The sequence below is a fragment of the Actinosynnema pretiosum genome, assembly GCF_024171695.1.
GTDB lineage: Bacteria > Actinomycetota > Actinomycetes > Mycobacteriales > Pseudonocardiaceae > Actinosynnema > Actinosynnema pretiosum.
This window is the reverse complement of sequence record NZ_JAMTCF010000032.1, coordinates 1-26,285: the sequence shown is the minus strand read 5'-3', so window position 1 is coordinate 26,285 and position 26,285 is coordinate 1. Positions and strand designations below refer to the sequence as shown.

Here is a 26,285-nt window from a genome sequence, read left to right as displayed (position 1 = left end):
AAGAGATTCACGTCAGCCGGAGCCGGAGCCGGAGCCGGAGCCAGGGCCGCCCCGTGCGGGACGGCCCCGGTCGGGGGATCAGCGCCGGACGAGCTCGTCCTCCTCCGGCGGCGTCACCTTCTTCACGTACAGCAGCTTGTCGCCCGCCTCCACCGCGTCCGCCTCGGCCGCGTCGATCCGGTACAGCTTCCCGCCCCGCACCACGCCCAGCACGATGTCCGACAGGTGCCTCGGCGACCCGCCGATCTCCTCCGGCTCGACGTCCCGCTCCGCGATCGCCAGCCCCGAGTCCGGGGTGAGCAGGTCCTCCACCATGTCGACCACGGTCGGCGTCGCGGTGGCCATGCCGAGCAGCCGCCCGGCCGTCTCGCTGGAGACCACCACCGAGTCCGCGCCGGACTGGCGCAGCAGGTGCTCGTTCTCCCGCTCCCGCACCGCCGCCACGACCTGCGCGCCGTCGCGGGCCAGTTCGCGCGCGGTCAGGGTGACCAGCACGGCGGTGTCGTCCCGGTTCGCCGCGACCACCACCGCCCGCGCCCTCGGCACCCCGGCGACCTTCAGCACGTCGTTGCTGGTCCCCGAGCCGAGCACGGTCACCAGGCCGATCGCGGACGCCGCGTCCAGCGCCGACTGGGCGGTGTCCACCACGACGATCGAGCCGGGGTCCGCCCCGTCGCCGAGCAGGGCGCTCACCGCGGAGCGGCCCTTCGTCCCGTACCCGATGACGACCACGTGGTCGCGCACCTTGGTCCTCCACTTCTGAATGCGCAAGGCCTGGCGGGAGCGCTCGGTGAGCACTTCGAGGGTCGTGCCGACCAGGACGATCAGGAACAGCACCCGCAGCGGGGTGATCACGAGCACGTTGATGAGCCTGGCCGACGAGCTGGCCGGGGTGATGTCGCCGTAGCCGGTCGTGGACAGCGACACCGTCGCGTAGTACACCGCGTCGAGCAGCGACAGGCCGTCGCCGTTGACGTCGCGGTAGCCGTCCCGGTCCAGGTAGACGATGAGCACGGCGGCGATCAGCGCGGCCAGCGCGCCGATCACCCGCTTCATGATCGCCTGGACCGGGCTCTGCACCGTGTCGGGCATCTTGACGACGCCCACGAGGGAGTGGCCGGGGCGCTCGCTCAGCGGCTCCCCCATGAGGTGCTTCATCACGCCGGTGGCTCCCCGCTCGCGAGCCGCTCGGGCAGGGTGCGCCACAGCACGGCCAGCGCCTCGGCCCCGGAGAGCAGCAGCGGCACGACGACCCGCTCGTCGGGGGCGTGGATGTTGTCGTCGGGCAGCGCCACGCCGAAGTAGACGACCGGCACGGCCAGCGTCTCGTGCAGCACGGCGGCGGGACCGGAGCCGCCGGTGCGGCTGAACCGGACCGGCTTGCCGAGGGCGCCCTCGAGGGCGTCGCGGACCGCGCCGACCGCCGGGTGCGCGACGTCCACCGCGTACGGCGGGACCCCGTCGCCCCGGCTGACGATCTCGGCGGTCAGGCCGTCGGGGGTGTGCGCGGCGACGAACTCGCGCAGCGCCCGCGCCACGTGCTCGGGGCGCTGGCCCGGCACCAGCCGGAACGACAGCTTCACGCGGGCGTCGGCGGGCACGACGGTCTTCAGGCCGGGACCGGTGTAGCCCGCGACCAGGCCGTTGACCTCGGCGGTGGGGCGCACCCAGACGCGTTCGAGGGTGGACCAGCCGGTCTCGCCGGACAGGCCGCGCGCCCGACCGGAGTTGGTCAGCCACACCTGCTCGTCGAACGGGAGGGAGGCGTAGGCGGCGCGCTCGACGTCCGTGGGCAGCACGACGTGGTCGTAGAAGCCGGGGAGCTGGACGCGGCCGTCGTCGTCGTGCAGGGCCGCGACGAGCTTGGCGAGCGCGGTGGCCGGGTTGGGGATGCTGCCGCCCGCCCGTCCGGAGTGGACGTCGGCGCCGCCGCCGGTGAGGACGACCTCGGCGCCGTAGACGCCGCGCTGGCCGGTGCACACGGTCGGGGCCTCGCGCGAGTACAGCGGGGTGTCGGTGAAGACGACCAGGTCGCAGTCCAGCTCGGCGCCGTGGTCGGCGAGGGTGCGGGTGATGTGCGGCGAGCCGCCCTCCTCCTCGCCCTCGACGAACAGCTTGAGCGTGACCGCGGGGGTGCTGCGGCCGGTCGCGGCCAGGTGGGCGCGCACGCCCAGCAGGTGCATGGCGACCTGGCCCTTGTCGTCGCTGGCCCCGCGCCCGAACAGCTCCTCGCCGACCAGGGTCGGCTCGAACGGGGGACGGGTCCACCGCTCGACCGGGTCGACCGGTTGCACGTCGTGGTGGCCGTAGATCAGCACGACGGGGGCGTCCGGGTCGGCGGACGGCCAGTGGGCGTAGACGGCGGGCTGGGCGGGCCCCTCGTCCCAGACGCGCACGTCGGGCCAGCCGTCGGCGCGCAGCGCCTCGGCGAGCCAGGCGGCCGACCGGGCGACGTCGCCGTGGTGGGCCGGGTCAACCCCGATGGAGGGAATGGCGAGCCAGTCCCGCAGACCGGCGAGGAACTCGTCGGCCCGCGCGGTCGTCGCCGCGCGCTCGGGGGGCTCGGGATGTTCGGAATTTTCCGGATCACCGCTCACGGTGCGGGAGGATAACCCTGGTAGCGCGGAGCCGGGGCACGCGTGACAGGGTGGGGGTCATGCACCACCCCGCTCGATCCCGGTCGGTCCGGGCGCTGGCACTGGCAGGCCTGCTGGGCGTGGCCGGGCTCGCGCACTTCGCCCGGCCTGCGGCGTTCGACTCGATCGTGCCGCGCGCGCTGCCCGGCAGCCCCCGGACCTGGACGAACGCCTCCGGCGTCGCCGAGCTGGCGCTGGCCGCCGCCGTGGCCGCGCCGCGCACCAGGAGCGCGGGCGCGCTGCTCGCCGCGGGGTTCTTCGTCGCGGTCTTCCCGGCGAATGTGAAAATGGCTTACGACTACCGACGGGACTCCGCCCGCGCGAGGACACTCGCCTGGGGCCGCCTCCCGCTCCAAGTGCCGTTGGTGCTGTGGGCGTTGAGAGTGCGCAGGGACGCCCGCTGATCCGCGCCAGGCGACCGCTCGGCGACCGGGCCGGCTGTTGCTCCTGCCGCTCACATCGCGACTAGACCTAGGATGCACTAGTGCAACCGCTACTGCACCGTGCCGCCACGGCACTCGGGTGGCGCGGGATCGTGGTCCCGGACGTCGCCGTACTCGGCCAGCGGGTGTCAGCCGTCGTGCGGCTCCGCGCCGACGTGCACCGGTGGCGGAGCGCGAACGACTGGCCGCCGCACGCCGACCCGTCCTGGTTCCGCTCCTGGTTCGAGCCCTCCGTCCACGACCGCCTGCCCGTCTCCGCCGTCGAGCTGGTCGGGGTGCTCGTGGGGGAGTGCACCGCCGACCGGGCGCTCCAGGCCTGCGGGACGCTGATGACCCTCGCGCCCTGCGCGGTCGTGCTGCCCGCCGCGCAGCGCGACGCCGCCTGGCCGCTGATCGAGCTGGACTACTACGGGATCGGGGTGGTCGCGGTCGACGACGAGGACGAGGACGCCCCGGCCGAGCTGGTCGTGCCGCCGGAGGACCGGTCGGCGGAGTTCGGGTCGTCGCTGTTCGGGCGGTGGCTGCTGGAAGTGCTGTACGAGCGGGTGCTCAAGGAGGTCCCCGACCACGCTCGGGTCAACTCCTGAGGGCCCGGCTCACTCCTTCGGGCGGAGATCGGGCACCGTGCGGATGAGGGCGCGCAGCCCCTCGGCGTCGAGCAGGTCGGCGGGGCGGAGCGTGCGGTCGTCGCGGACGTAGTGGAAGGCGGCCCTGACCAGCTCGACCGGGCTGCCCGACAGCGCCGACCAGGCCAGCCGGTACGCCGCGAGCTGCACCGACAGCGGCGGCAGCCGGTCGGCGTCGGGCACCCGGCCGGTCTTCCAGTCGACGACGGTCCACCCGCCGTCGGGGTCGGCGAACACGGCGTCCATCCGCCCGCGCACCGCGAGCCCGTCCACCTCGGCCTCGAAGGGCACCTCGACGGCGTGCGGCGTGCGGTCGGCCCAGGCGCTGGCGAGGAACGCGTCCTGCAGGCGCCCCAGCTCGCTGTCCAGCACGGCGTCCTCGTCGGCCGCGCCGGGCAGCTCGTCCAGCTCCAGCAGCCGAACCGCCCCGAACCGCCGCTCCAGCCAGGTGTGGAACGCGGTGCCCCGGCGGGCGAGCGGGTTCGGCGGGAACGGCAGCGGGCGGCGCAGGCGGCGGGCCAGCTGGTCGGGGTCGGTGGCCAGCTCGACCAGCTGGCTGACCGACAGGTGCTCGGGCAGCAGGACGCGCTCGCGCCGGTCCATGGCGGCGGCCCGCTCGGCGAGCAGCACGTCGACGTCCCGCGCCCAGCCCTCGGGGTCGGCCGAGTCGGGATCGGTGGCGTTGGGGTCGGCCGGGTCGGTGAGGTCGGTGGGGTCCTCGGGTAGGGGGGCGGCGTCGGTGGGCGTACCGGGGTGCGCCTGCGCGAGATCCGCCCCTTCGGGCGATACCGAATCACCTTCGGGGGCGACCCCCGACGGGGTACCGGTACCGGTACCGGGCAGCACGACGGAGGTCCGACCGCCCGCGCTCAGCCTGGCAGCCGACACCGCCCCGGTGCCTGGGTCGGGTGCGGGCGTGGAGTCGGCCTCGGACTCGGCCGCAGGCGCGGAGCCGGGCCCTGACCCGGCCTCGGTTCCGGGTCCAGGCCCGGACTCCGGCCCGGTCCCGGACTCGGTCGCAGGCGCGGAATCGGCGTCGTGGGCTGCCTCGGCCGCAGGCGCGGATTCGGCGTTGTGCGTGACCTCGGGTTCGGGCGCGGGGCCAGCGTTGTGCGCGGCCTCGGCCCCTGGTCCGGCCTCGGGCGTGGGCGCGGCGTCTTGCGCGGCCTCGGCCACAGGTTCGGTCTCGGGCGTGGGCCCTGACTCGGCCTCGGAGTCGGGTCCGTGCTCGGGCCCGTGGTCAGGGGCGGTCGCTCCCCGGTCGGGGTTGTCCGAGGGTGCGCCGTCGTCCCAGGGCTCGTCCGGGGGCGTCCACTCCGCCCAGTCGCCGTCCGGGTCCTCCGGTGGCGGCGGGGGTTCCTCCTCGTCCGAGGGCAGCCACTCGTCGTCCGGCGGCACCCACTCCTCGTCCGCGTCGGCCGTCCCGTCCTCGGGTCCGGTCGCGGCGGGCTCGTCGTCCCCGCCCGCCGCGCCCTCGTCCGCCGAGCGCTCAGCGGTGGCGGCGGCGGTCTCGCGCAGCCGGTCCAGGGCGGCGACCACCAGGGCCGCGCCCTCGGACACCGCGTCGCGCCGCGAGCCCAGCGGGTCGGCGGGCCACTGGGCCGTCTTCGCCTGCGCCGCGAGGGGGTTCTCGTCCTCCACGCCCGGCGCCTGCGCCCAGTGCACCACGTCGGCGGGCGGGTGCTCCGCGCCCGCCACGACCTCGCGCAGCTCGGTCAGGAACGCCGACGGGCCCTTCGGGCTCGCGCCCGTCTCGCCCCACCAGTGCCCCGACACCAGCAGGCTGTGCTCGGACCTGGTCAGCGCCACGTACAGCAGCCGCCGCTCCTCGACCAGCCGCCGCTCCTCGAACTCGTCCGCGTGCCGGTCGAGCGCCTCCTCGACCTCCTTGCGGTTCGCCCCGCCGGGGATCCGCAGCTCGGGCAGGTCCTGGGCGTCGCCGCGCAGCGCGGCGGGCAGCTCGGTCACCGACTTCAGCCACGACGCCGACTTCCGCCGACCGGGGAAGACGTCCTTCACCACGTGCGGCACGGCGACGATCCGCCACTCCAGACCCTTGGCCGAGTGCATCGTCACCAGCTGCACCCGGTTGTCGACCACCTCGACCTCGCCGGGCGCCAGGCCGTCCTCGGCGTGCTCGGCGGTGCGCAGGTAGTCCAGCAGCGCGGGCAGGGTCGCCGCCGGGCTGGCCGCCGCGAAGTCCGACACCACGTCCGCGAACGCGTCCAGGTGCGCCCGCCCCACCCCGCCCGGCCGGGCGACCGCCTCGATGTCCAGCAGCAGCGTCCGCTCCACGTCCGCGACCAGCTCGGCCAGCGGCTGGGTCAACCGCCTGCGCAGCGCGGCCAGCTCCGCGCCGAGCCGCCGGATGCGGCGGTAGCCCTCGGCCGAGTAGGCGGACGGGTCGCCGGGGTCGTCGAGCGCGTCCGCGAGCCCGGCCTGCTCGGCGTGCTCGCCCGGCAGCGCGTCGGCCAGCACGGACAGCGGGTTGTCGTCCGGGGACTTGCGCGCGGGCGCGCCCGCCAGGTCGCGGGCGCGCTGCCACATCGCGGCCAGGTCGAACGCGGCGATCCGCCAGCGGGAACCGGTGAGCAGCCGGGCCGCCGCGCTGCCCGCGAGCGGGTCGACCAGGACGCGCAGGGCGCTGGTCAGGTCGCGCACCTCCGGCTCGTCCAGCAGCCCGCCCAGTCCCACGACCTCCACCGGCAGCCCCCGGTCGCGCAGCACGGCGGCGATCGCGGGCATGTCCGAGCGGCGGCGCACCAGCACGGCGGCGGTCGGCGGCTCGTCGCTGGTGTCGACGTGGGCGCGCCACTGCTCGGCGATGGTGTCGGCCAGCCAGTCCAGCTCGGCGCGCACGTCGGCGAACAGCCCGATCCGCACGTCGCCTGGCTCGACGCCCTCGCGGTGCCGCAGCGGGGCGACGTCCAGGCCCGCCGCGCGCAGCGGACCGGACACGGCGTTCGCCAGGTGCAGCACCTCGGGCGGGTTGCGGAAGCTGGTGAGCAGCTCGTACTTGTCGGCGGGCGGGAAGTCCTCGCGGAACCGGGGCAGGTTGGCCGCGCTCGCGCCGCGCCAGCCGTAGATGGCCTGGGCGGGGTCGCCGACCGAGGTGACCGGCATCGGGTCGCCGTCGCCGAACAGGGCGCGCAGCAGCACGCGCTGGGCGTGGCCGGTGTCCTGGTACTCGTCGAGCAGCACGGCCCCGTACCGCTCGCGCTCGCCCGCGACCACCTCCGGGTGCTCGGCGGCCAGGCGGGCGGCGAGGCTCATCTGGTCGGCGAAGTCCAGGACGGCGTCGCGGCGCTTGCGGGCCCGGTAGGCGTCGAGCAGCGGCAGCAGGGCCACGCGCAGGCGCTGGGCGTCCACGATGTCCTGGAGCTTCTCGGGCAGGGCGTCCTTCTGCCTCGGCGCCTTGGGGGCGTGCTCGATCAGCGCGCACAGGTGCTCGGCGTGCGCGAGGAGCTGCTCGGGCTCGACCAGGTGCTCGCCCAGCTCGCCCGCGAGGGAGAGCAGGTAGGAGGTGATCGTGGTGGGGATCTTGTCGGTGTCCAGGTCCTGGGTCCACGACGACACCACGCGGTGCGCGAGCTGCCACGACGCGGTCTCGGTGAGCAGCCGCACGCCGGGCTCCACGGGCAGCCGCAGCCCGTGCTCGCCGACCAGGCGGCCCGCGTACGCGTGGTAGGTGAGCACGACCGGTTCGGTGGTGAGCACGGCGGCGCGGCGGCGGCCGGACGGGTCGAGCCGGTCGAGCAGCGGCGACCCGGCCAGGCGGCGCAGCCGACCGCGCACCCGCTCGCCGAGCTGCCGCGCGGCCTTGCGGGTGAAGGTGAGGCCGAGGACCCGGTCGGGCGTGACGACGCCGTTCGCGACCAGGTAGACGACCCGCGCGGCCATGGTCTCGGTCTTGCCCGCGCCCGCGCCCGCCACGACCAGCGAGGGGGCGGTGGGCGAGGCGATGACGGCGGCCTGCTCGGGCGTCGGCGGGTGCAGCCCGAGGGCGTCGGCGATGTCGGCGGGCGACGCGTGCGACACCGCACCCCCTTGCTGGACACCACCCGCCGCTACCACGTTGGGCATTGTCCACGTCATCCGCGAACCACCCCGGTCGGCGGGCCGGGGGGAGTGGAAGATCCACTGCAACGGGGCCGGTCAGCGGGGCGCGCGGGGGTGGGCGGGTGAGCGCCGTCACCACGGGGGCGACGCCGAACGGGGGGTGGGGGCACGGTGGGGGCGGTACCCGACGCGCCGGGGGAGCACACCTGGGGAACCGGGCGTGGCGGGTGTGGTGGGTGCGGTGGGTGCGTGCGGCACGTCGGGCGCATCGCGGGGAGTGGGTGGGGGCGGCTGAGGTGGGGACGGGCGAGGAGGTGGGCGCGGGCGAGCGGGCGGGCGCAGGCCCAGGCATGGGCCTGTAGGCAGGAGTGGGCGTGGGGCTGGGGGCGGGCCCAAGCGCGTGCGCGGACACGGGCGCGGGCGCGGGTCCGGGCGCGCGTGCAGGCACGCCTGAGGGCACGAGCGCGAGAGGGGGCAGAGGTGCGCGCGGCAGCCGGAGGGCAGGCGCGTACCAGGGGTGAAGCCGGGACAGGCACGTGGAAGCCGGGCAGCAGCGAGCTGGCCGCGCGAACCCCGCGCGTGCCCGCGCCAACCCCGAACCCGGCCGCGCCAACCCCGCCCAGGGGCGCGCTCACCTTGCCCGCGCCCACTCCGCGTCCGTCCGCGCCCACTCCGCGCCTGCCTGGGCCAATCCCGCGCGTGCCCGCGCCAAGCCCGAGCCCGTCCGCGCCAAGTCCGATCCCGGCCGCGCCGCCCTCGCGCGCGCCGTCCCAGCCTGCGTCAAGCCCGCCTGCGTCAAGCCCGCCCGCGCTGCCCCAGCCCGCGTCACCCCCGCGCGTGTCCAGCGGCCGACCCCGCCCCCAGGCCGTCCGTTCCCCGCTCATCCCCGCCCCCGCTCGCCCCTGCCCGCGCCTACCCCCTCACCCCGCCCCCACCCCGCTCACTTCCCCAACTGCCGCCCGGAGGCGTGCACCGGGCACGAGGTCCGCGCCGGGCACCGGTCGCAGTCCGCGTTCTCCTCCGCCCGGTACCCCGGCCCCACGCTCGACCCCGCCGCCTCCTGCACCTTCTCCAACCAGACCCGCACCCCCTGCTCGTCCAGCGGCGTCTGCTCCAGCTGCGCGGCGCCGGTCTTCTTGTTCTCCTTCGCCACGTACAGCAGCGCCGCCCCACCCGGATCGGTCGCCAGGCCCAGGTGGGTGAACCCGCCCAGCGCCGACGCCAGCTGGTACACCGCCAGCTGCGGGTGCTCCTGCGCGTCCTTCTTGCTCACCGGCGTCTTCGCCGTCTTGATGTCCACCACGACCGGCCTGCCGTCGCGGTCGGTCTCCAGGCGGTCCACCCGGCCGCGCACCTTCAGCCTCGGACCGCCCTCCGCCTTCGGCAGGTCGACGGAGATCTCCTCCTCCACCGACACCTGCGTCAGCTGCCCCCGGCTCGCCGACAGCCACGCCAGGAACGCGTCGAGCATCCGCTCCACCCGCATCCGCTCGCGCCGCGAGAACCACGGCGCGCCCGCGTCCACCGCCGTCCACGCCTCGTCCAGCTTCTCCTTCAGCTCCGCCTCGCCCGCCCCGGACGCGGCGGCCTGCGCCAGCGCGTGCACGAGCGTGCCGGTGATCGACGCCAGCTCCGCCGGGTCCTGCCCGCCGTGCCGCTCGACCACCCACCGCACCGGGCACTTCGACAGCGTCTCCACCGTCGACGGCGACACCGACACCGTGTGCTCCTCGGTCCACAGCGGCACGTCGGTGGTCACCGGCGCCAGGCCGTACCAGGTGTCCGGGTGCGCGCCCGGCACCCCGTCGGCCGCCAACCTGGCCAGCTGGGTGGCCGCCCGGTCCCTGCGGTCGGCGCTCTCACCCGGATCGCACACCACCCGCCGCAGCTCGCCGACCAGCTCGGCCAGCACCAGCCCCCGCTCCGGCGGGGTGATGCGCCGCTCGGTCTCGCCGTCGCCCGCGTCCTCCAGCTCGTCCAGGAACCGGGACGGCTGGGCGTCCTCGCCGCGCACCGCGCTGACCAGCAGCACCCGCCGCGCCCGGCTGGTCGCCACGAGCAGCAGCCTGCGCTCCTCGGCGAGCAGCGGCGCCACGGCGGACGCGCCCGCGCCGACCCCGGACACCAGGTCGACCAACCGCTCCACGCCCAGCAGCGACCCGCGCAGCCGCAGGTCCGGCCAGGCGCCCTCCTGCACGCCCGGCACCGCGACGACCTCCCACTCCTGCCCGGCCGACGCGTGCGCGGTCAGCACCGCCACGGCCTCGCCGACCGGCGCGGCGGCGGCGAGCGTGTCGCCGACGATGTGCTGCGCCTCCAGGTAGTCGGCGAACCCGTCCGGCGACGCGCCGGGCAACCGGTCCACGTACTTCGCGGCGGTCTCGAACAGCGCCACGATCGCGTCCAGGTCCCGGTCGGCCTGCATCCCGGTGGTGCCGTGCCGCGAGGACATCGCCACCCACCGGTCCTGCAACCCGGTGTCCTGCCACAGGTCCCACAGCACGACCTCGACGCTGGACCCGCGCCTGATGCTGTCGCGGGCGGTGCGCAGCAGCCGGGCCACCCGCCGGGCGGGCGCGGACTCGGCGTCCTCCAGCGCGACCAGCCGGTCCCGGTCCTCGATCACCTCCACCAGCAGCTCGCCGCTGGGCCGGTCCCGGCCCGCCGCGATCTCCAGCCTGCGCAGGCCCCGCCGCAACCGGCGCAGCGCCAGCGGGTCGGCCCCGCCGAGCGGCGAGGACAGCAGCATCGCGGCGGTGTCCTCGTCCAGCGATCCCGGCACGGCCGCGCAGCGCAGCAGCGCCAGCAGCGGCGTCACGGCGGGCTGGCGGGCCAGCGGCAGGTCCGTGCCCGGCACCGCGACGGGCACGCCCGCCGCGAGCAGGGCGCGCTGGATCACCGGCAGCGACCTGGTCGCCGACCGCACCACCACCGCCATCCGCGACCACGGCACCCCGTCGACCAGGTGCGCGCGGCGCAGCCGGTCCGCCACCCAGGACGCCTCCTGCGCCTCGGACGCGAACAGCCGCACCTGCGTCGTGCCGCCCTCGCCGACCGGGGTCACCTCGCGCGCGGGCGAGGCGCCGGGCAGCCGGGACGCGAGCCCGGCCGTGGCCGCGCGCACCGCCGAGGACAGCCGGTGGCTGCGGGAGAGCACGACCTGCGGGCTGTCGCCGTCCACCAGCAGCCTCGGGTCGGCGCCCCGGAACGAGAACACCGCCTGGTCCGGGTCGCCGAACAGCAGGAACTCGTCCGCCGCCGACCCGACCGCGCGGATCAGCGCGTGCTGGAGCGGGTCAAGGTGCTGGGCGTCGTCCACGTACACGTGCCGCACGCGGGCCCGCTCGCCGGACAGCAGCACCTCGTCGTTCTCGAACGCCAGCAGCGCGTTGTCGACCAGCTCGGCCGCGTCGTAGGCGGGCGCGAGGCCCTGCGAGGCCAGCAGCGACACCTGCTCGTACTGCTCGCCGAACAGCCCGGCCGCCACCCACTCGGCGCGCCCGTGGCCCTCGCCCAGCGCCACCAGGTCCTCGGGGGCCAGCCCGCGCTCGACGGCGCGCAGCAGCAGGTCCCGCAGCTCGGCCGCGAAACCGGGCAGGGTCAGCGCGGGCCGCAGCCGCTCCGGCCAGTGCCGCGCGCCCGCCTCGACGTCGCCGGTGATCAGCTCGCGCACCACGGCGTCCTGCTCGGGCCCGGCCAGCAGCCGGGGCGGCGGGTCGCCGTCGCGCACCGCGCGCGCCCGCAGCACCGCGAACGCGTACGAGTGCACCGTGCGCACCAGCGGTTCGCGCACCACCGGCAGCTCCTCGCCGTCCGGGGTGCGGCGGATCAGCGCGGTGAGGTGGGCGCGCATCGCCTCGGCGGCCCGCCGGTTCGCGGTCAGCACCAGCACGCTCTCCGGCGCCGCGCCCGCGCGCACCCTGCGGGCGGCGGTCTCGGCGATCAGCGTCGTCTTGCCGGTGCCTGGACCGCCCAGCACGCGCAGCGGCCCGCCGGGGTGCTCGAGCACGCGGCGGGAGGCCGCGTCCCAGGTGGGGACGGGCCGGGGGTCCGAAGGGCCTCGGACCAGGAGGGGGGTCCTGTTGGGAGCCACGGCGACGATAGAACCACGTTGCACCGACAGAACCAGCGCCGCTGGTGCGCGCGGGCCAACCCGCGCGGGACTCCGGGCGACACGGGGGCGCGGGTGGGTCACGGTGCGTAGCGGCCGTGGAAAACTGCGCGGGTGGACGAAGAGTTGCACGAGCTGATCCGCGAGACGGTGCGCGCGATCCCGGAGGGCCGGGTGGCCAGCTACGGGGACGTGGCGAAGCTGTCCCGCGCGCCGTCCGCCCGGCTGGTCGGGCAGGTGCTCAACCAGGACGGGCGCGACCTGCCGTGGCACCGGGTGCTCAAGGCGGACGGGACCTGCGCGCCGCACATCGCCGAGGAGCAGCTGCAGCTGCTGCGCGAGGAGGGCGTCGTGCCGGTCGGCGGGAAGGTGGACATGCGCAGCTACCGCTGGGAGGACGCCGTGGACGAGCCCGCGCCGGAACCCCAGGGCGGCCTGTGGTGACGGCGGCCCAGGGGCGCTGACGCGCGAGCGCGGGGCGGCGGGGAACCCCCACCGCCCCGCGCTCGGATCTCACGCCTGCGGGACGAGCCGCTCCCGGACGCGCCCGACCTCGGCGGCGACCTCGGGGTCGCCGGTCAGCGCGGCGGCCAGCTTCAGCTGCGGCAGCGCCTCGGCGTGCCTGCTCTGCCTGCTGAGCGTGCGGCCGAGCAGCAGCCGGGCGTACCCGTCGGACGGGTCCAGCTCGACCAGGCGCAGCAGCACCTCCTCGGCGCGCGGCAGCGCGGCGGACTGGAAGTGCGCGAGCGCCAGCTCGGTCAGCACGGTCCGGTCGTCGGGGACCAGCTCGGCCGCCTGCGCGAAGTGCCTGGCGGCGGTGCTCGGGTTCCCCGCGCCCCGGAAGATCCGGCCTTGGCGGAGCAGGGCTTGGACGTCGGTCATGGCAGCTCCCCTTGTCTGCTGGCGCGGTTCCGACGTCCACCAGAACCCACCGGGAGGAAGATCTATTCCACGCTGTGGGACGGCCTCACCAGGGCACCTCGCCCTCGTCGTCGAAGAACTTCCCGGTCGGCCCGCCGTCGGCCAGCGTGGCGAGCCGGATCGCGGCTGCCGCGCCCTGCTCGGGCGTGCGGTGGCCCCGGAACCCGTTCAGGTCGGTGGCCACGTGACCGGGGCAGCAGGAGTTGATCAGGATCCCGGTGCCCGCCAGCTCCCTGGCGTACTGCAGGGTGATCGCGTTGAGGAACGTCTTGGACGGCGAGTAGGCGGCGGCGATCGGCCCGACCTTGGTGTCGGCCGACGTGCTCGACTGGTAGGTCAGCGACCCGACGCTGCTGGAGACGTTGACGATCCGGGGCGAGCCGGACCGGCGCAGCAGCGGCAGGAACGCGTTGGTGACCCGCAGGACGCCGATGACGTTGGTCTCCACGACGGTCCGGACGGTGTCCGGGTCGACCAGCGTGGGCTCCTGCGGCATCCCGCCGGTGATCCCGGCGTTGTTGACCAGCGAGTCGAGCCGCCCGCGCTCCCGCTCGACCAGCTCGGCGGCCGAGGCGACCGAGCCCTCGTCGGTGACGTCGAGCGGCACCCCGAACGCGTCCACCCCGGCGGCCCGCAGCTTCGCCACGGCCTCCTCCCGGCGGACGTCGTCCCGCGCCCCGACCCCGACGGCCCAGCCGAGGCCGCCCAGCCCCGCCGCGATCTCGTAGCCGATCCCCTTGTTGGCGCCGGTGACCAGCGCGACTGGCTTCTCACTCATGCCTCCAACCCTGCGGCCGACCCCGCCCGCACCGCCAACACCGTCTGGGTAACCGGCGATACTGGCCGGGTATCGCCGCAGGTGGGTACCCTGGTCGCGGTGGAGACCAGGGAGCTGAGGTACTTCGTCGCGGTCGCCGAGGAGCTGCACTTCGGCCGCGCGGCGACCAGGCTGGGCATCGCGCAGCCGCCGCTGTCGCGGGCGGTCAGCCAGCTGGAGCGCAGGCTCGGCACCCAGCTCCTGGACCGGAACCCGAGGGGCGTGGCGCTGACCGGCGCGGGCGCGGTCCTGCTGGCCGAGGCCAGGGCGGCGCTGGACGCGGTGGCGGCGGCGGAGCGGCGCACCAGGCGGGCGGGCGTCGAGGACCCGAAGGTCGTCCTGGTGTCGAAGGCGGGCGCGTCGAACGACGTCCTGCCCGACCTGCTCGCCGCGTACGCGGAGCTGCCCGGCTCGGTGGCGGTCGACGTGGTCCTGTCGGGCATCGGCGAGCAGGAGTGGTACCTGCGCGACGGCCGGGCGGACGTGGCCCTGCTGCACCTGCCGTTCGACTCCACGGTCGGCCTGGACACGGAGCACCTGGTGACGCACGACCAGGTCGTCGTCCTGCCCGCCTGGCACGCGCTCGCGACGCGCGAGGAGCTGGCGGTGGCCGAGGTGGAGGCCCTGCCCGACCTGCCGCTGCCGAGGTGGCCGAACCGCGACGGCAGCTACCCGGACGGCCCCGGCCCCGCCGTGCGCGACCACCTGCAGCTGCTCCAGCTCATCGCGCTGGGCCGCGCCGCCGCGATCCTGCCGGACACGTGCCGCAGCAGCCTGGGCTCGGACCTGGTGGCCGTGCCGGTGCCCGACGCGCCGAAGGTGACCACGGTGATCGCCTGGCCCCCGCACAGCCGCTCGCGCGCGGTGGCGGACCTGGTGCGGGTCGCGACGGGGCTCGACCGCGGCAGGCGCCCCGCGCTCACGTCCCCGGACCGGCGCGCCTCGTAGCCAGGGCCGCCCGCCGGGCCGCCGTTCGGTCGGCGGACCGGCCGCCGGTCACCCGACCTCGGCCGCGCCCGCCGTGAACGTGTTGCACGCCGAGGTGCCCCCGCCGAACCCGGCGCGCGCCCAGGCGTCCTGGTTCCCCGGACTGCCGTGGCTGTTGCGCTCGGGCGGCTCGGCGATCGCGTACCGGAAGTCGTCCACCGCGTCCTCGGCCAACCCGGTCCCGACCGACCCCCGCCCGCTCGCGGCGGCCAGGAACAGCCCGGCGAAGCAGTTGGCCTGGAGCTCCAGCCGCCGGGACATCTCCAGCCCGGCGGGATCGGTCTCCCCGGCCTCGGCGATCCGCCGGTTCCCGGCCCGCAGCACCCCGGCCAGCGCCTGCACGTGGTGCCCGTACTCGTGCGCCAGCGTCGCCAGGTGCGACGAGGCCCGGTCCCCGCCACCGCCGGGGGCGCGCAACCGCGCGGTCGGCATGTACACCGTCCGGTTGCTCCCGCAGTAGTAGGCCACCGCCTCGTCCGCCGACGGCGCGGCCCCGCAGGGCCCGTCCGCCAGCTCCGGCCCGGTGTTCAGCTCGGGCGTCGCGAACGGCAGCCCCGCCTCGGCGAGCACCGGCTCCCAGGCCCGGTCCAGGCAGACCACCCCGGCCCGGTAGAACGCGGCGAGCTCCTCGTCACCGGTCCCGAAGGCGGGCAGCTCGCAGGTCACCGCCGCGAGCCTGCGGTCCGAGGTCAGCAGCGGGTGGTCGCCCAACCGGTAGACCGACCGGGGCCGGTTCCCCTCGGGCTCGCCGGAGGCCGGGTCGGCCTCGATCGGGGCGGCGGCGACCGCGCGCCCCTCCACCTGCCTGGTCAGCTCCAGCCTGGGGGCCACGGCCAGTCCCAGCGCGCCCGCGACGACGACCGCGAACACCGAGACCACCGCCAAGGGGCTGTTGCCCCGCCGCTCGGGCGTGTCCACGATCCTCCCGACAGGGGTAGCGCCTTGGGCTAGCTGACGGCGTTCGCGTCGGCCGCCCAAGTGTTGCACGCGCTGGTGCTGTTGTTCTTGAACCCATGGTTCACCCAGTTCGAGTTGCTCTGGGTTGAACCGTGGTCGCGGTTCAGGTTCGGGTTGTCGCCCCGGTTGCTCGCGTCGGTCAGCGCGTGCTGGATCACGTCGGTGGGGATCGCGCCGTGCGAGAACGGGGCCAGCGTCATCCCGCCGAAGCAGGTCGCCTGGAGCTCCAGCCGCCGGTTCAGGTCCAACCCGGCGGGGGTGTCCCAGCCGCCCCGGTCGTACTGCGCCTGCCCGGCGGCCTTCAGGATGCCCGCGAGCCACTGCACGTGGTGCCCGTACTCGTGCGCGAGCTGCCCCAGGTACTTGCCGGGGTGGTTCGCGTTCGCCTGCCCCTGCTCGGCGGAGTAGTAGGCGGGCGTCCAGAAGATCGTCCCGTTGCAGTACCGGGCGGTCGCGTTCGGCTCGACCGTCCCGCACGAGTTGGTCATCCGCGACGTGACGACGGCCAGCTCCACCGGCTGGTACGGCAGGTTCGTCCGCTGGAAGGTCGGCTTCCAGGCCGCCTCGACGCACGGCAGCGCCGCCCGCAGGAACCGCTCCTGCCCGGCGGGGGAGTAGTCCATGCCGGGCAGCGAGCACCCCTGGATGTCGAACGCGCCCACGTCGGGGCGGTGCAGCGGGTGGTCGCCGAGCTTGAACACGGCCTTCGGCGCGTTCTGCGCGCCGGTCGACTGGGGCCGGGGCGTGCTGGGCGGCGCGGCGGCCCTGGACGTGGTCGTCGTGGGGGCGGGGCTCCGCTGCGTGTACGTGTAGCTCGGCAGCGGCGTGTAGCTGTACGTCGACTGCCCGGAGTAGGTGCTGCTCCCCGAGCCGCCGAGCGCCGAGGCGACCATCCCGACCAGCCCGACCCCGAGCACCAGCACGCCGCTGATCACCGCGAACGCGACCACGCCCGCGTTGCTCTTGCGCCGGGGCGCCGGGTAGGGGTGGTACTGCGGCCACTGCTGCGGCTGGGCCTGCCAGGGATTCCCCAGCGGGGGTTGCCCCGACCGGGGTGGCCCGGACGGGGGATGCCAGGCGGCGGGGGGCGGGATCGGCGGCGCCGAGGGCGGCGGGGGGCCCTGGTAGCCGGGCCAGGGCTGCTGCTGCGGTTGCTGAGGGGGAGGGGGCTGTTGCTGCCAGTGACCGCCCTGGGGGACGCCCCGAGCGCCGCCCCAACCGCCCGTCGGGGGCAGCGGCGCCTGCGCCGGAGGAGGCGCGACAGCGCGTGGCGGCGGCCACCCGTTCGGTGGCGGCGGTTGCGTCATAGCTGGTGATCCCCCATGTCACGGATAGCCGAACCGGCCATGGAGCATAGGCGGGGTCCGCTATTGTCCGCGGCCGTGTTGAGAAATTGGGCAGCGGTCGCGCTCTGCTTCGTCGCGCTGTGCTCGGCCACCGGCACGGCGGTCGCGCAACCGGGCAGCACCGGCGCGCTGCCCGGTTCGGTGGCGTCCGAGGTGCGCCTCAAGCTGGAACGTGATGGAGCACTCAGCGTCACCGACGTCGTCACCGTACCCGATGGGATGACAGCCCAGCGCGTGCTCCCGCTGCGGGTGGCCATGGGTGGTGAGCGGGACCGGCTGTTCCAGGTCACCGATGCCGCGGTGGACGGTCCGGGCACCGCCGAGGCCACCGAGGACGAGCTCAGGTACACCCTCCGGGCGGGCACCTCGACGGTCACCTACCGCGTCGTCGGCGCGGTCGCCGAGTCCGGCGACGTGCTGGAGGTGCGCTGGCGCCCGGTCAGCGGCTGGGACGTGCCGATCGACAAGATCACCATGTCGGTGATCGCCCCCGAGCCGCCCCGGTCCATCACCTGCCTGTCCGGCCCGCCGGAGAGCTCCACCCCGTGCACCAGCGCCGAGCTGGGCGACGGCCGGGGCTCGCGCGCCACCGAGCTGACCCTCGCCCCCGGCGAGCGGGTCGACCTCACGTTCGGCCTGGAGGGCGGGGCCGCGCCGCCCAACGCCGTCTTCGCCGCGAGCGGCGGGCTGGCCGCCGCGTTCGCGCTCACCCCGTCCTCGATCACCGGACTGGTCGTGCTGTCCCTGCTGCTCGCGGGCGGCGCCACCCTGCTGTGGGTGCTGCGCGGCCGGGACGCGCGGGCGCTGGAGGGCGCGGTCGGCCCGGTGGAGGTGCTGGTCACCGACGCGCAGGGACGGGTGGCGTTCGCCTCGCCGGACGGCGTGCTGCCCGGCCAGGTCGGCACCGTCGTGGACGAGCACGTGGACGTGGTCGACGTCACCGCCACCGCCGTCGACCTGGCCGTGCGCAACTACCTGTGGATCGAGGAGGTCGGCGACGTCGACTGGCGGATCGTGCGCCGCAACCCGGCCGACGCCGCGCTGTCCGGCTACGAGCGCGAGGTGTACCGGGCGCTGCTGCCGGACGGGGTGGACGCGGTGCTGCTGTCCGAGCTGCGCTCGCGCGGCGTGGACCTGGCTGCGGTGCGCGCCGAGCTGTACGCCGACGTGGTCGCCCGCGACTGGTTCGCCCGCCGCCCCGACGCCGAGCGCACCCTGTGGTGGTGGGCCGGGATCGGCCTAGCGGTGCTCGGCGCGGCGCTGACGGTGGCGTTCGCGCTGCTCGGCGGGCCCGCGCTGCTCGGCCTGGTGGTGGTGATCGCGGGCGGCGCGCTGGCCTGGGGCTCGCGCTGGATGCCCGCGCGGACCAGCAGGGGCAGCGCGCTGCTCGGGCAGGTCCGGGGGCTGCGCGGCTACCTGCACGCGGCCGGGCCGTCCGACGTGCCCGAGGCCGACCGGCAGGTGGTGTTCTCCCGGTCGCTGCCGTACGCCGTGGTGCTCGGCGAGACCGAGCGCTGGCTGGCGGCGTTCGCCGGGACGCGGACCGAGCTGCACTGGTTCGGCGAGGAGCGCCGGACCGGCGACCTGACCCGGTTCGCGCAGCGCTTCCCCGGCTTCCTGCGGGCGCTGGACGGGGTGCTGGCCCAGGCCGGGCACCTGCGCTCGCTGGGCTGATCGGCCGCCCCGCCCCGCCTCGCGGGCGGGGCCCGCCGGTCGTCCCGGCGGGCCGCCCGCCCGGAGCGCTACTTCCCGTTCACCGCGTCCTTGAGGCCCTTGCCCGCGCTGAAGCCCACCGCCTTGCTGGCCGCGATCTCGATGGACTCGCCGGTCTGCGGGTTCCGGCCGGTCCGCGCGGCGCGGTCCTTGACGGTGAAGTTGCCGAAGCCCGGCAGGTTCACGGCGTCGCCGTCCACCAGCGCCTTGGTGATCGTCTCGATCGCCGCGTCGAGCGCGCGGGTGGCCACCGACTTCTCCACCTCTGCGGTCTCGGCGATCGCACTGACCAGTTCGGCCTTGTTCACGGTCCTGCTCCTGTTCCGCGGTCTCGGTCGTGCCGCGCCCCGCAGCCCACCAGCCCCGCGCCCAACCCGCAGCACCGACACACCCCGCTCCGGGAGATCCACCGGAACGGGGAAGTCCGGCGCACCCGCTGTGTCCGGTTCCGCCGGGTTCATTCCGTCATGGTCACCCGGCCGCGCCCGCGCTCCCGTCGCCCGTGCTCCCCTCGCCCGCGCCCTCGCGCACCCGCCGGTAGTGCCGCCGGGCCTTGAGCTTGTTCCCGCACGCCGCCATCGAGCACCACCGGGCGTTGTTGGACTTGCTCCGGTCCAGCAGGAACCGCGCGCACTCGTCGTTCGCGCACGCCCGCAGCCGCCCCGGCCGCCCCCGGCGCACCGCGTCCCAGGCCAGCACCGCCGCCACGACCGCGCCGCGCGCCCCGTCCGCGTCGACCTCCCAGGTCACCCCGGAGTCGTCCACCGACGCCCGCGACACCACCCCGGCCAGCACCGGCCCCAGCGCGCTCGGCGGCTCGGCGCCCCGCACCACGGCCTGGAGCAGGTCGCGCGCCCGCCGCACCTCCCGCCGGTCCGCGTCCCCGTCCGGCACCCCGTTGGCCGCGAACCACGGCCCCGCGCGCCCGTCGTCCCCCAGCTCGTCGGTCGGCCGCCCCGCCACCACCGGCGTGCTGTTGAGCAGCGACAACAGCAGCGCCTCGCCGTCCACCCGCATGTCTAACCTCCGAAACCCTCTTGACAGGTGAGAATACCCGCGCTTAGCTCTAACCATCTAAAACAACTTTAGGAGGTTAGAAATGACCGACACCCGAGTCCACCACCGCTACGCCACCGTCGACGGGAAGCGGCTCTTCTACCGGGAGGCGGGCGACCCGGCCAAGCCCGCGATCGTGCTCCTGCACGGCTTCCCGACCAGCTCGTCCATGTACCGCGACCTGATCCCGAGGCTCGCCGCCCACCACCACGTGATCGCCCCCGACCACCTCGGCTTCGGCCTGTCCGACGCCCCGCCGGTCACCGAGTTCGACTACACCTTCGACGCCCTCGCCGACCTCACCGCCGCCCTGCTCGCCGAACTGGGCCTCACCCGGTACGCCATCGCCGTGCAGGACTACGGCGCGCCGATCGGCTGGCGGCTGCTGCTGCGCGACCCGAGCGCGATCACCGCCGTCGTCACCCAGAACGGCAACGCCTACGAGGAGGGCCTGGTCCCGGAGTTCTGGGGCCCGGTCGCCGCCTACTGGCGCGAGCGCACCCCGGAGGCCGAGGCGGGCGTGCGGGCCGCGCTCACCGAGGAGGCCATCCGCTGGCAGTACCTCACCGGCGCGCCCGACGAGACCCTGGTCGACCCGGCCACCTGGCAGCGCGACCACGCCCTCGTCTCCCGCCCCGGCAACGACCTGGCGCAGCTGGCCCTGTTCGGCGACTACACCACCAACGTCGCCCTGTACCCCCGGCTGCACGAGGTGTTCCGCGAGACGCAGGTCCCGCTGCTGGCGGTGTGGGGGCGCCACGACGAGATCTTCGGCCCGGCGGGCGCCCGCGCGTTCACCGCCGACCTGCCGGACGCCGAGGTCCACCTGCTCGACGGCGGCCACTTCCTGCTGGAGACCGCGGCGGACGAGGTCGCGCCCCTGGTCCTGCGCTTCCTCGCCGAGCGCGTCCCGGCCTGACCGCCGACCCGCCTGACCGCCGCCCCGCGCCGCCGCCCGACCCGCGCCGACCCCCCGACCCCGCGCCGACCCCCCGACCGCAGGGTTGCGGGGAGCGGTGACAGCGCCGTCACCCGCCCCGCTTCCTCCCTCCTCCCTCCCTCCTCACCTACCCTCCTTCCTCCCTCGGCGGAAACGCGGCGCGCTCCCGACCGGGGCGCGCCCGAACCCGTAGGCTGCGAGCCATGGCGCTACCCGAACTGCACAGGTTCACCCTCCCCAACGGACTCCGGGTGGTGCTCGCCCCCGATCCCAGCGCCCCGGTCATCGGGGTGAGCGTCCACTACGACGTCGGCTTCCGGTCGGAGCCGGAGGGGCGCACCGGGTTCGCGCACCTCTTCGAGCACCTGATGTTCCAGGGCAGCGAGAGCCTGGAGAAGCTGGCGCACTTCCGCCACGTCCAGTCCTCCGGCGGCACCTTCAACGGGTCGACCCACCCGGACTACACGGACTACTACCAGGTCCTGCCCTCGGCGGCCCTGGAGCGCGCGCTGTTCCTGGAAGCCGACCGGATGCGCGCGCCCAAGCTCACCGAGGAGAACCTGCGCAACCAGATCGACGTGGTGAAGGAGGAGATCCGCCTCAACGTGCTCAACCGGCCGTACGGCGGCTTCCCCTGGATCCTGCTGCCCGCGCTGCTGTTCCAGACCTTCCCCAACGCCCACAACGGGTACGGCGACTTCACCGACCTGGAGAACGCCACCGTCGACGACTGCGCCGCGTTCTTCGACACCTACTACGCGCCGGGCAACGCGGTGCTCACCGTCGCCGGTGACATCACCGTCGACGAGACGAAGTCGTTGGTGGAGAAGCACTTCGGCGACGTCCCGGCCCGCCCGGTCCCGGAGCGGCCCTCGTTCGCCGAGCCCGCCCCGAAGGGCGAGCTGCGCTCCGAGCACGTCGACGCGCACGCCCCCATGCCCGCCGTCGCGCTGGGCTACCGCATCCCCGACCCGGTGCACGACCTGGACGCGTACCTGGTCTACCCGGTGCTCGCGGGCGTGCTGACCGACGGCGACGGCTCGCGCCTCCAGCAGCGCCTGGTGCACAAGGACGCGCTGGTCGTGGACGTCGGCGCGGGCTGCGGCCTGTTCGGGCCCCTGGAGGCCCGCGACCCCGACGTCTTCACGGTCACCGCCATCCACCCGGCCGAGCACGGCGTCGACAAGGTCGTCGCCGCGGTGGACGAGGAGCTGGCCAGGCTCGCCGAGGAGGGCCCCTCCGAGGAGGAGCTGGCCAAGGTGACCGCCCGCTGGGTCGCCGGGATGCACCGCGAGCACGACCGGCTCACCAGCCGCACCCTCGGCCTCGGCGCCTCCGAGCTGCTGTTCGGGCGCGCCGAGCTGCTGTACGAACTGCCGGGCAAGCTGGCCGCGGTCACCGCGGACCAGGTCGCCGCCGCCGCCAAGGCGCTGCGAGCCGACTCGCGCGCCGTCCTGACCGTCAAGCCCGCCGCTGGAGGTTCCGAGTGAGCGCCCCGACGTCCCACCGCAGCGCCGAGGAGATCGGCCGCACCGAGCGCGGTCCAAGGCCGCTGCCGGAGCTGGGCGAGCACCGGGCCGCCGCCGACCTCGCCAGCGCCGACACCACGCTGCCCAGCGGCCTGCGCGTGATCGCCGTGCGCCGCGCCTCGGTGCCCGTGGTCGAGCTGCGCCTGCGCGTGCCGTTCGCCGACCCGGCCGACAGCTCGGTCGGCTCCACCCACTGCGCCGTCGCCGAGGTGCTGGCGAACACGCTGCTCACCGGCACCGCCCGGCGCGGCAGGCTCGACGTGGACACCGAGCTGGCCCTGGTCGGCGGCGAGCTGGACGCCGTCGTGGACCCGGAGCGGCTCGCGATCAGCGGCAACGCCCTGGTCTCCGGCCTGGACACCCTCCTGGACGTGCTGGCCGACGTGCTCACCGGCGCCACCCACCCCGAGGAGGAAGTGGCCCGCGAGCGCGCCCGCCTGGTCGAGCGCATCCGGCTGGCCCGCTCCCAGCCGAACGTGATCGCCCGCGAGGCGCTCCAGCAGCACCTGTACGGCGACCACCCGTTCGCCAAGGAGATGCCCGAGGTCGCCGAGGTCGAGGCGGTCACCCCCGAGCAGGTCCGCGAGCTGCACGCCCGCGCCGTCCTGCCGCGCGGCTCGGCGCTCGTGCTGGTCGGCGACCTGGACCCGGACGCCACCGTGGCCGCCGTGGCGCAGGCCCTGTCCGGCTGGACCGGCGAGGGCGAGGCCGTGCGGCTGCGCCCGCTGCCCGAGGTCGTGGGCGGCGACGTGAAGTTCGTGCACCGGCCGGGCGCCGTGCAGTCGCAGATCCGGCTCGCCGGGCGCGGCGTCACCCGCACCGACGAGCGCTACCCGGCGCTCCAGCTGGCCAACCTGGTCTTCGGCGGCTTCTTCTCCTCCCGGCTGGTGGAGAACATCCGCGAGGACAAGGGCTACACCTACAGCGCCCGCTCGCACCCCGAGTTCACCCCCGGCGGCGCGACGCTGCTGGTCGACGCGGACACCGCCAGCGAGGTCACCGCCGCCGCGCTGATGGAGACCCGCTACGAGCTGGCCAAGCTCGGCATGGTGCCGCCGACCGACGAGGAGGTCGACACGGCCCGCCGGTACGCCGTCGGGTCGCTGCTCACCGCCACGTCCTCGCAGGGCGGCCTCGCGTCGTTCCTGGTGAACCTCGCGGGCATGGACCTGGACATCGAGTGGTTCGCGGGCCACCCGGAGCGGTTGGCGGCCGTCACCACCGAGCAGGTCGCGCAGGCGGCGCTGGACTTCTACAGCCCGAGCGCGTTCACCGGCGTCGTCGTCGGCGACGCCGAGCTGCTCGCCCCCAAGCTGCGCGCGCTGGGCGGGGTCGTCCTCCCGTGACGTTCGAGCTGGTCGAGCTGCCCTCGCTGTCCCGGTTCACGGTCGACCGGTCGGAGCCGCTGCGCGGCGACGCCGAGCGGCTGCGCGCCGGGTGGCCGCAGGCGAAGGTGCTCGTGATCGACCGCAAGGGGCGGGCGAAGGTCGGCGGGCGCGGGAAGCTGCTGGTGCGGCGGCCCGCGCCGGAGTTCGGCGACACCCCGCCGGACGACGCGGTCTTCCTCGGCGAGGAGGACGGCGTCGCGCACTGGGCGGTGCCGCTGGCCGACGACGAGACCGACGTCTCGGCGCCCGCCACGCGCGGCCGGTCGTGGTTCCCGGCCGAGCTGGGCGAGGAGCCGGAGTGGCTCGACCTGCGCGCCGTGGGCGCCCTGCTCGACGACACCGGCGCCGGCCTGTTCACCTCGGCGGTGGCGCTGTTCCACTGGCACCGCTCCGCGCGGTTCTGCGCGGTGTGCGGCGGCACCACCGAGTCGGCGAAGGCGGGCTGGGCGCGCGAGTGCTCGGCGTGCGGTCGCGAGGAGTACCCGCGCACCGACGCGGCGGTGATCTGCCTGGTGCACGACGGCGCGGACCGCGTCCTGCTGGCCAGGGGCGAGGGCTGGCCCGAGGGGCGGTACTCGGTGCTCGCGGGCTTCGTCGAAGCGGGCGAGTCGCTGGAGTCGTGCGTGGCCCGCGAGGTGCTGGAGGAGGTCGGGGTGGAGGTGTCCGACATCCGCTACCTGGGCAGCCAGCCGTGGCCGTTCCCGAGGTCGCTGATGGTGGCCTTCCACGCCGTGGCCGACCCGACCACGCCGCTGGCGCCCGCCGACGGCGAGATCGCCGAGGCGAAGTGGGTCGAGCGCTCGGTCGTGGCGAAGGCGCTGGCCGAGCCGAACAGCGACCCGGAGCTCCTGCTGGCCCCCGGCGCGTCGATCGCCTACCGGATGATCCAGTCCTGGGTGGCCGCCGGGAGCTGAGAGCGCTCCCAGCACCAGCCGCCCCGCGCCGCGCCCGGACTGCCGGAGCCGCCCCGTCCCAGGTGGGACGGGGCGGCTCCGGCTTTTCCGGGCCGCCCCGCCCCACCTCGCGATAGGTCTGGACCACGACCTCCGATGGCGTGATCACCCCGCGTTTGCCGGTACCGTTCTGCCCACTGCCGAAAGGGGCCAGCCGTGCAACGCAAGTTGACCGTGCGCGACCTGCGCGCGGGCAACCGGGCGCGGGTCCTGCGCACCCTGTACTTCGACCGCCCGCGCAGCAGGCAGGAGATCGCCACCCTCACCGGCCTGAGCCAGGCCTCCGTCAGCACCGTCGTGGGCGAGCTGATCGCCGAGGGCACCGTCGTCGAGGCGGGCCAGGTCGAGTCGGACGGCGGTCGCCCCCGCGTCCTCCTGCGCGTCAACCCCGCGCGCGGCGTCGTGGTCGGCGTGGACGTGGGCGAGACGCACGTCCTGGTGGAGGCCTTCGACCTCACCCTCGAACGCCTGGCGGGCATCGAGCTCCCCGCACCCCGCCCCCTGACCCCCGAGGCCGCCGCCACCTGCGTCCTGCGCGGCGTCCGCCGCGTCCTGGACGACGCGCGCGCCCACGCCCCCGTCCTCGGCGTGGGCATCGGCGTCCCCGGCTCCGTCGACGGCGGGACGGTGCACGCCCAGACCATCGGCTGGCACGGCGCCCCCCTGGAGCGCCTGCTCAGGGCGGGCCTGGACGCCCCCCTGCACCTGGACAACGGCGCCAACACCCTGGGCCAGGCCGAGGCCTGGTTCGGCGCGGGCCGAGGCGCGCCCACCGTCGTGGTCGCCCTGATCGGCTCCGGCGTGGGGGCGAGCGTCGTGGTCAACGGGACCCCGTACCGGGGCGCGTTCGGCGGCGCGGGCGAGTGGGGCCACACCACCGTCGCCCTGGACGGCGCCCGCTGCCGCTGCGGCGCCGACGGCTGCCTGGAGGCCTACCTGGGCGCGGGCGCCCTGGTAGAGCGCTACCGAACCCTGACCCCGGACGCGGACGACGACCAGGAACGCGCCTTCCGCTCCCTCCTGGCCGCCCGAACCCCGGAGTCGGAGCGGATCCTCGCCGAGGCCGTCCGCTACGCGGGCCTGGGCATCGGCAACCTGATCAACCTGATGAACCCGACCAGGGTCGTCGTGGGCGGCTGGGCGGGCCTCCTGCTGGGCGAGCGCCACCTGCCCGAGATCAGGAAGGAGGCCGCCCACCACGCCCTGCGCCGCTCGTTCGAGCAGGTGGAGGTCGTCCTGGGCGAACTGGGTGCCGAGTCTGTGGCCCTGGGCGCCGCGACCCTGCCGGTGGCCGACTTCCTGGCGAACGGCGGCGTCCCCACCCGCTAGCCCCGCCCGCCGCCCCCGCCCGCCCTAGGCGCGGCCAGCGGGAGCAGCACCTCGTCCACGATCGCCTAGACCTCGGCCACCGACACCGGGCCCCGGTGGTCGTGCTCCACGATCACCACCCAGGTCCCCACGGCGGCCACCCGAGGCGTGACCGCCGCCGGATCGGCCTCCCCGCGCGCCACCGCCCGTCCCAGCACCCGCACCAGCAGCCTCACCGCACTCGCGGGCTGCGGGGCGAGCGCAGCGAGCCCGCAGCACAGCCACCCGCGTCCCTCGTCTCCGTTTGGCCTGGCGAAGCCCGAGCACAGGTGAGGTGATCTCAGTGAGGTCTGTGCTGGTCAGGTCCCGCGGGCATGGCACAGGGAGCCTTCCGGTAGGACTGGATTTGCGAAGACCCCGTCCAGGAAAGACTCCCTGTGATCCCCCATCCTGCCATCCTCGACGTCCCCCACGCACTGGCCAGGCACCTGGCCC

The 26,285-nt window shown here is 75.5% G+C and carries 21 protein-coding genes; 10 read left to right on the top strand and 11 right to left on the bottom strand.

What is annotated here, in order from left to right; all coding sequences use genetic code 11:
• Nucleotides 1–78 precede the first annotated feature (78 nt).
• Together LV78_RS38825 and LV78_RS38820 are read right to left on the bottom strand one after the other, a co-directional pair.
• Nucleotides 79–1,158, bottom strand: coding sequence for a potassium channel family protein (locus LV78_RS38825; protein WP_253851228.1), 1,080 nt, complete (start codon nt 1,156–1,158; stop codon nt 79–81).
• Entirely contained in the window at nt 1,158–2,597 is a 1,440-nt protein-coding gene (locus tag LV78_RS38820) for a M20/M25/M40 family metallo-hydrolase (RefSeq protein WP_253851189.1), read from the bottom strand. The genes LV78_RS38825 and LV78_RS38820 overlap by 1 nt, the downstream gene beginning before the upstream one ends.
• Before the next feature lie 59 nt (nt 2,598–2,656).
• On the opposite strand from LV78_RS38820, the gene LV78_RS38815 reads away from it, so the two are divergent.
• Nucleotides 2,657–3,040 carry a DoxX family protein gene (locus LV78_RS38815; protein WP_253851188.1) on the top strand — a complete coding sequence of 128 codons (384 nt, stop codon included), beginning with the start codon at nt 2,657–2,659 and terminating at the stop codon, nt 3,038–3,040.
• An 80-nt stretch (nt 3,041–3,120) separates the two neighbouring features.
• Nucleotides 3,121–3,666, top strand: coding sequence for a hypothetical protein (locus LV78_RS38810; RefSeq protein WP_253851187.1), 546 nt, complete (start codon nt 3,121–3,123; stop codon nt 3,664–3,666).
• A 9-nt stretch (nt 3,667–3,675) separates the two neighbouring features.
• Here LV78_RS38810 and LV78_RS38805 read toward each other — a convergent pair whose 3' ends face one another.
• The gene (locus LV78_RS38805) at nt 3,676–7,788 is read right to left on the bottom strand and encodes a UvrD-helicase domain-containing protein (RefSeq protein WP_253851186.1); all 4,113 of its coding nucleotides are present in this window, start codon (nt 7,786–7,788) and stop codon (nt 3,676–3,678) included.
• Between the two features lie 916 nt (nt 7,789–8,704).
• The gene (locus LV78_RS38800; RefSeq protein WP_253851185.1) at nt 8,705–11,857 is read right to left on the bottom strand and encodes an ATP-dependent helicase; all 3,153 of its coding nucleotides are present in this window, start codon (nt 11,855–11,857) and stop codon (nt 8,705–8,707) included.
• A gap of 132 nt (nt 11,858–11,989) precedes the next feature.
• On the opposite strand from LV78_RS38800, the gene LV78_RS38795 reads away from it, so the two are divergent.
• The gene (locus LV78_RS38795) at nt 11,990–12,319 is read left to right on the top strand and encodes an MGMT family protein (protein WP_253851184.1); all 330 of its coding nucleotides are present in this window, start codon (nt 11,990–11,992) and stop codon (nt 12,317–12,319) included.
• A 69-nt stretch (nt 12,320–12,388) separates the two neighbouring features.
• Here LV78_RS38795 and LV78_RS38790 read toward each other — a convergent pair whose 3' ends face one another.
• Together LV78_RS38790 and LV78_RS38785 are read right to left on the bottom strand one after the other, a co-directional pair.
• Entirely contained in the window at nt 12,389–12,757 is a 369-nt protein-coding gene (locus tag LV78_RS38790; protein ID WP_253851183.1) for a tetratricopeptide repeat protein, read from the bottom strand.
• 85 nt (nt 12,758–12,842) lie between these two features.
• Nucleotides 12,843–13,574, bottom strand: coding sequence for an SDR family oxidoreductase (locus LV78_RS38785; RefSeq protein ID WP_253851182.1), 732 nt, complete (start codon nt 13,572–13,574; stop codon nt 12,843–12,845).
• A gap of 99 nt (nt 13,575–13,673) precedes the next feature.
• Between LV78_RS38785 and LV78_RS38780 the strand changes: the two genes are divergently transcribed.
• Nucleotides 13,674–14,561 carry a LysR family transcriptional regulator gene (locus LV78_RS38780; RefSeq protein WP_253851181.1) on the top strand — a complete coding sequence of 296 codons (888 nt, stop codon included), beginning with the start codon at nt 13,674–13,676 and terminating at the stop codon, nt 14,559–14,561.
• 48 nt (nt 14,562–14,609) lie between these two features.
• Here LV78_RS38780 and LV78_RS38775 read toward each other — a convergent pair whose 3' ends face one another.
• Nucleotides 14,610–15,518, bottom strand: coding sequence for a neutral zinc metallopeptidase (locus LV78_RS38775; RefSeq protein ID WP_253851180.1), 909 nt, complete (start codon nt 15,516–15,518; stop codon nt 14,610–14,612).
• Between the two features lie 29 nt (nt 15,519–15,547).
• Nucleotides 15,548–16,507, bottom strand: a complete 960-nt coding sequence (locus LV78_RS38770; protein ID WP_253851227.1) for a neutral zinc metallopeptidase — start codon at nt 16,505–16,507, stop codon at nt 15,548–15,550.
• A 432-nt stretch (nt 16,508–16,939) separates the two neighbouring features.
• Here LV78_RS38770 and LV78_RS38765 point away from each other — a divergent pair, with 432 nt between their 5' ends.
• Nucleotides 16,940–18,577 (top strand): DUF2207 domain-containing protein, encoded by a 1,638-nt coding sequence (locus tag LV78_RS38765; RefSeq protein ID WP_253851179.1) that lies wholly within the window; start codon nt 16,940–16,942, stop codon nt 18,575–18,577.
• Nucleotides 18,578–18,645: 68 nt separating this feature from the next.
• Here LV78_RS38765 and LV78_RS38760 read toward each other — a convergent pair whose 3' ends face one another.
• Nucleotides 18,646–18,924, bottom strand: coding sequence for an HU family DNA-binding protein (locus LV78_RS38760; protein ID WP_253851178.1), 279 nt, complete (start codon nt 18,922–18,924; stop codon nt 18,646–18,648).
• A 163-nt stretch (nt 18,925–19,087) separates the two neighbouring features.
• Nucleotides 19,088–19,633 (bottom strand): CGNR zinc finger domain-containing protein, encoded by a 546-nt coding sequence (locus LV78_RS38755; RefSeq protein ID WP_253851177.1) that lies wholly within the window; start codon nt 19,631–19,633, stop codon nt 19,088–19,090.
• Nucleotides 19,634–19,715: 82 nt separating this feature from the next.
• Here LV78_RS38755 and LV78_RS38750 point away from each other — a divergent pair, with 82 nt between their 5' ends.
• The 5 genes from LV78_RS38750 (at nt 19,716) to LV78_RS38730 (ending at nt 25,811) form a co-directional block, all read left to right on the top strand.
• Nucleotides 19,716–20,591, top strand: coding sequence for an alpha/beta fold hydrolase (locus LV78_RS38750; protein WP_253851176.1), 876 nt, complete (start codon nt 19,716–19,718; stop codon nt 20,589–20,591).
• 224 nt (nt 20,592–20,815) lie between these two features.
• Nucleotides 20,816–22,102, top strand: a complete 1,287-nt coding sequence (locus LV78_RS38745) for a M16 family metallopeptidase (RefSeq protein WP_253851175.1) — start codon at nt 20,816–20,818, stop codon at nt 22,100–22,102.
• A complete protein-coding gene (locus LV78_RS38740; RefSeq protein WP_253851174.1) occupies nt 22,099–23,487 on the top strand; it encodes a M16 family metallopeptidase in 1,389 nt (462 codons plus the stop codon). Before LV78_RS38745 ends, LV78_RS38740 begins: the two co-directional genes overlap by 4 nt.
• Nucleotides 23,484–24,443 carry an NAD(+) diphosphatase gene (nudC, locus tag LV78_RS38735; protein WP_253851173.1) on the top strand — a complete coding sequence of 320 codons (960 nt, stop codon included), beginning with the start codon at nt 23,484–23,486 and terminating at the stop codon, nt 24,441–24,443. The genes LV78_RS38740 and nudC overlap by 4 nt, the downstream gene beginning before the upstream one ends.
• A 195-nt stretch (nt 24,444–24,638) precedes the next feature.
• On the top strand, nt 24,639–25,811 hold the full coding sequence (locus LV78_RS38730; RefSeq protein WP_253851172.1) for an ROK family transcriptional regulator: 1,173 nt from the start codon (nt 24,639–24,641) through the stop codon (nt 25,809–25,811).
• Between the two features lie 65 nt (nt 25,812–25,876).
• On the opposite strand, the gene LV78_RS38725 is transcribed toward LV78_RS38730, so the two are convergent.
• The gene (locus LV78_RS38725) at nt 25,877–26,026 is read right to left on the bottom strand and encodes a hypothetical protein (protein WP_253851171.1); all 150 of its coding nucleotides are present in this window, start codon (nt 26,024–26,026) and stop codon (nt 25,877–25,879) included.
• Nucleotides 26,027–26,285 lie beyond the last annotated feature (259 nt).

Excerpts from the sequence above, each read along its gene's own strand:
- LV78_RS38815 (WP_253851188.1), top strand. The coding sequence starts at position 2,657 with ATGCACCACCCCGCTCGATCCCGGTCGGTCCGGGCGCTGGCACTGGCA.
- LV78_RS38805 (WP_253851186.1), bottom strand. The coding sequence starts at position 7,788 with ATGCCCAACGTGGTAGCGGCGGGTGGTGTCCAGCAAGGGGGTGCGGTG.
- LV78_RS38785 (WP_253851182.1), bottom strand. The coding sequence starts at position 13,574 with ATGAGTGAGAAGCCAGTCGCGCTGGTCACCGGCGCCAACAAGGGGATC.
- LV78_RS38790 (WP_253851183.1), bottom strand. The coding sequence starts at position 12,757 with ATGACCGACGTCCAAGCCCTGCTCCGCCAAGGCCGGATCTTCCGGGGC.
- LV78_RS38750 (WP_253851176.1), top strand. The coding sequence starts at position 19,716 with ATGACCGACACCCGAGTCCACCACCGCTACGCCACCGTCGACGGGAAG.
- LV78_RS38825 (WP_253851228.1), bottom strand. The coding sequence starts at position 1,158 with ATGAAGCACCTCATGGGGGAGCCGCTGAGCGAGCGCCCCGGCCACTCC.
- LV78_RS38755 (WP_253851177.1), bottom strand. The coding sequence starts at position 19,633 with ATGCGGGTGGACGGCGAGGCGCTGCTGTTGTCGCTGCTCAACAGCACG.
- LV78_RS38745 (WP_253851175.1), top strand. The coding sequence starts at position 20,816 with ATGGCGCTACCCGAACTGCACAGGTTCACCCTCCCCAACGGACTCCGG.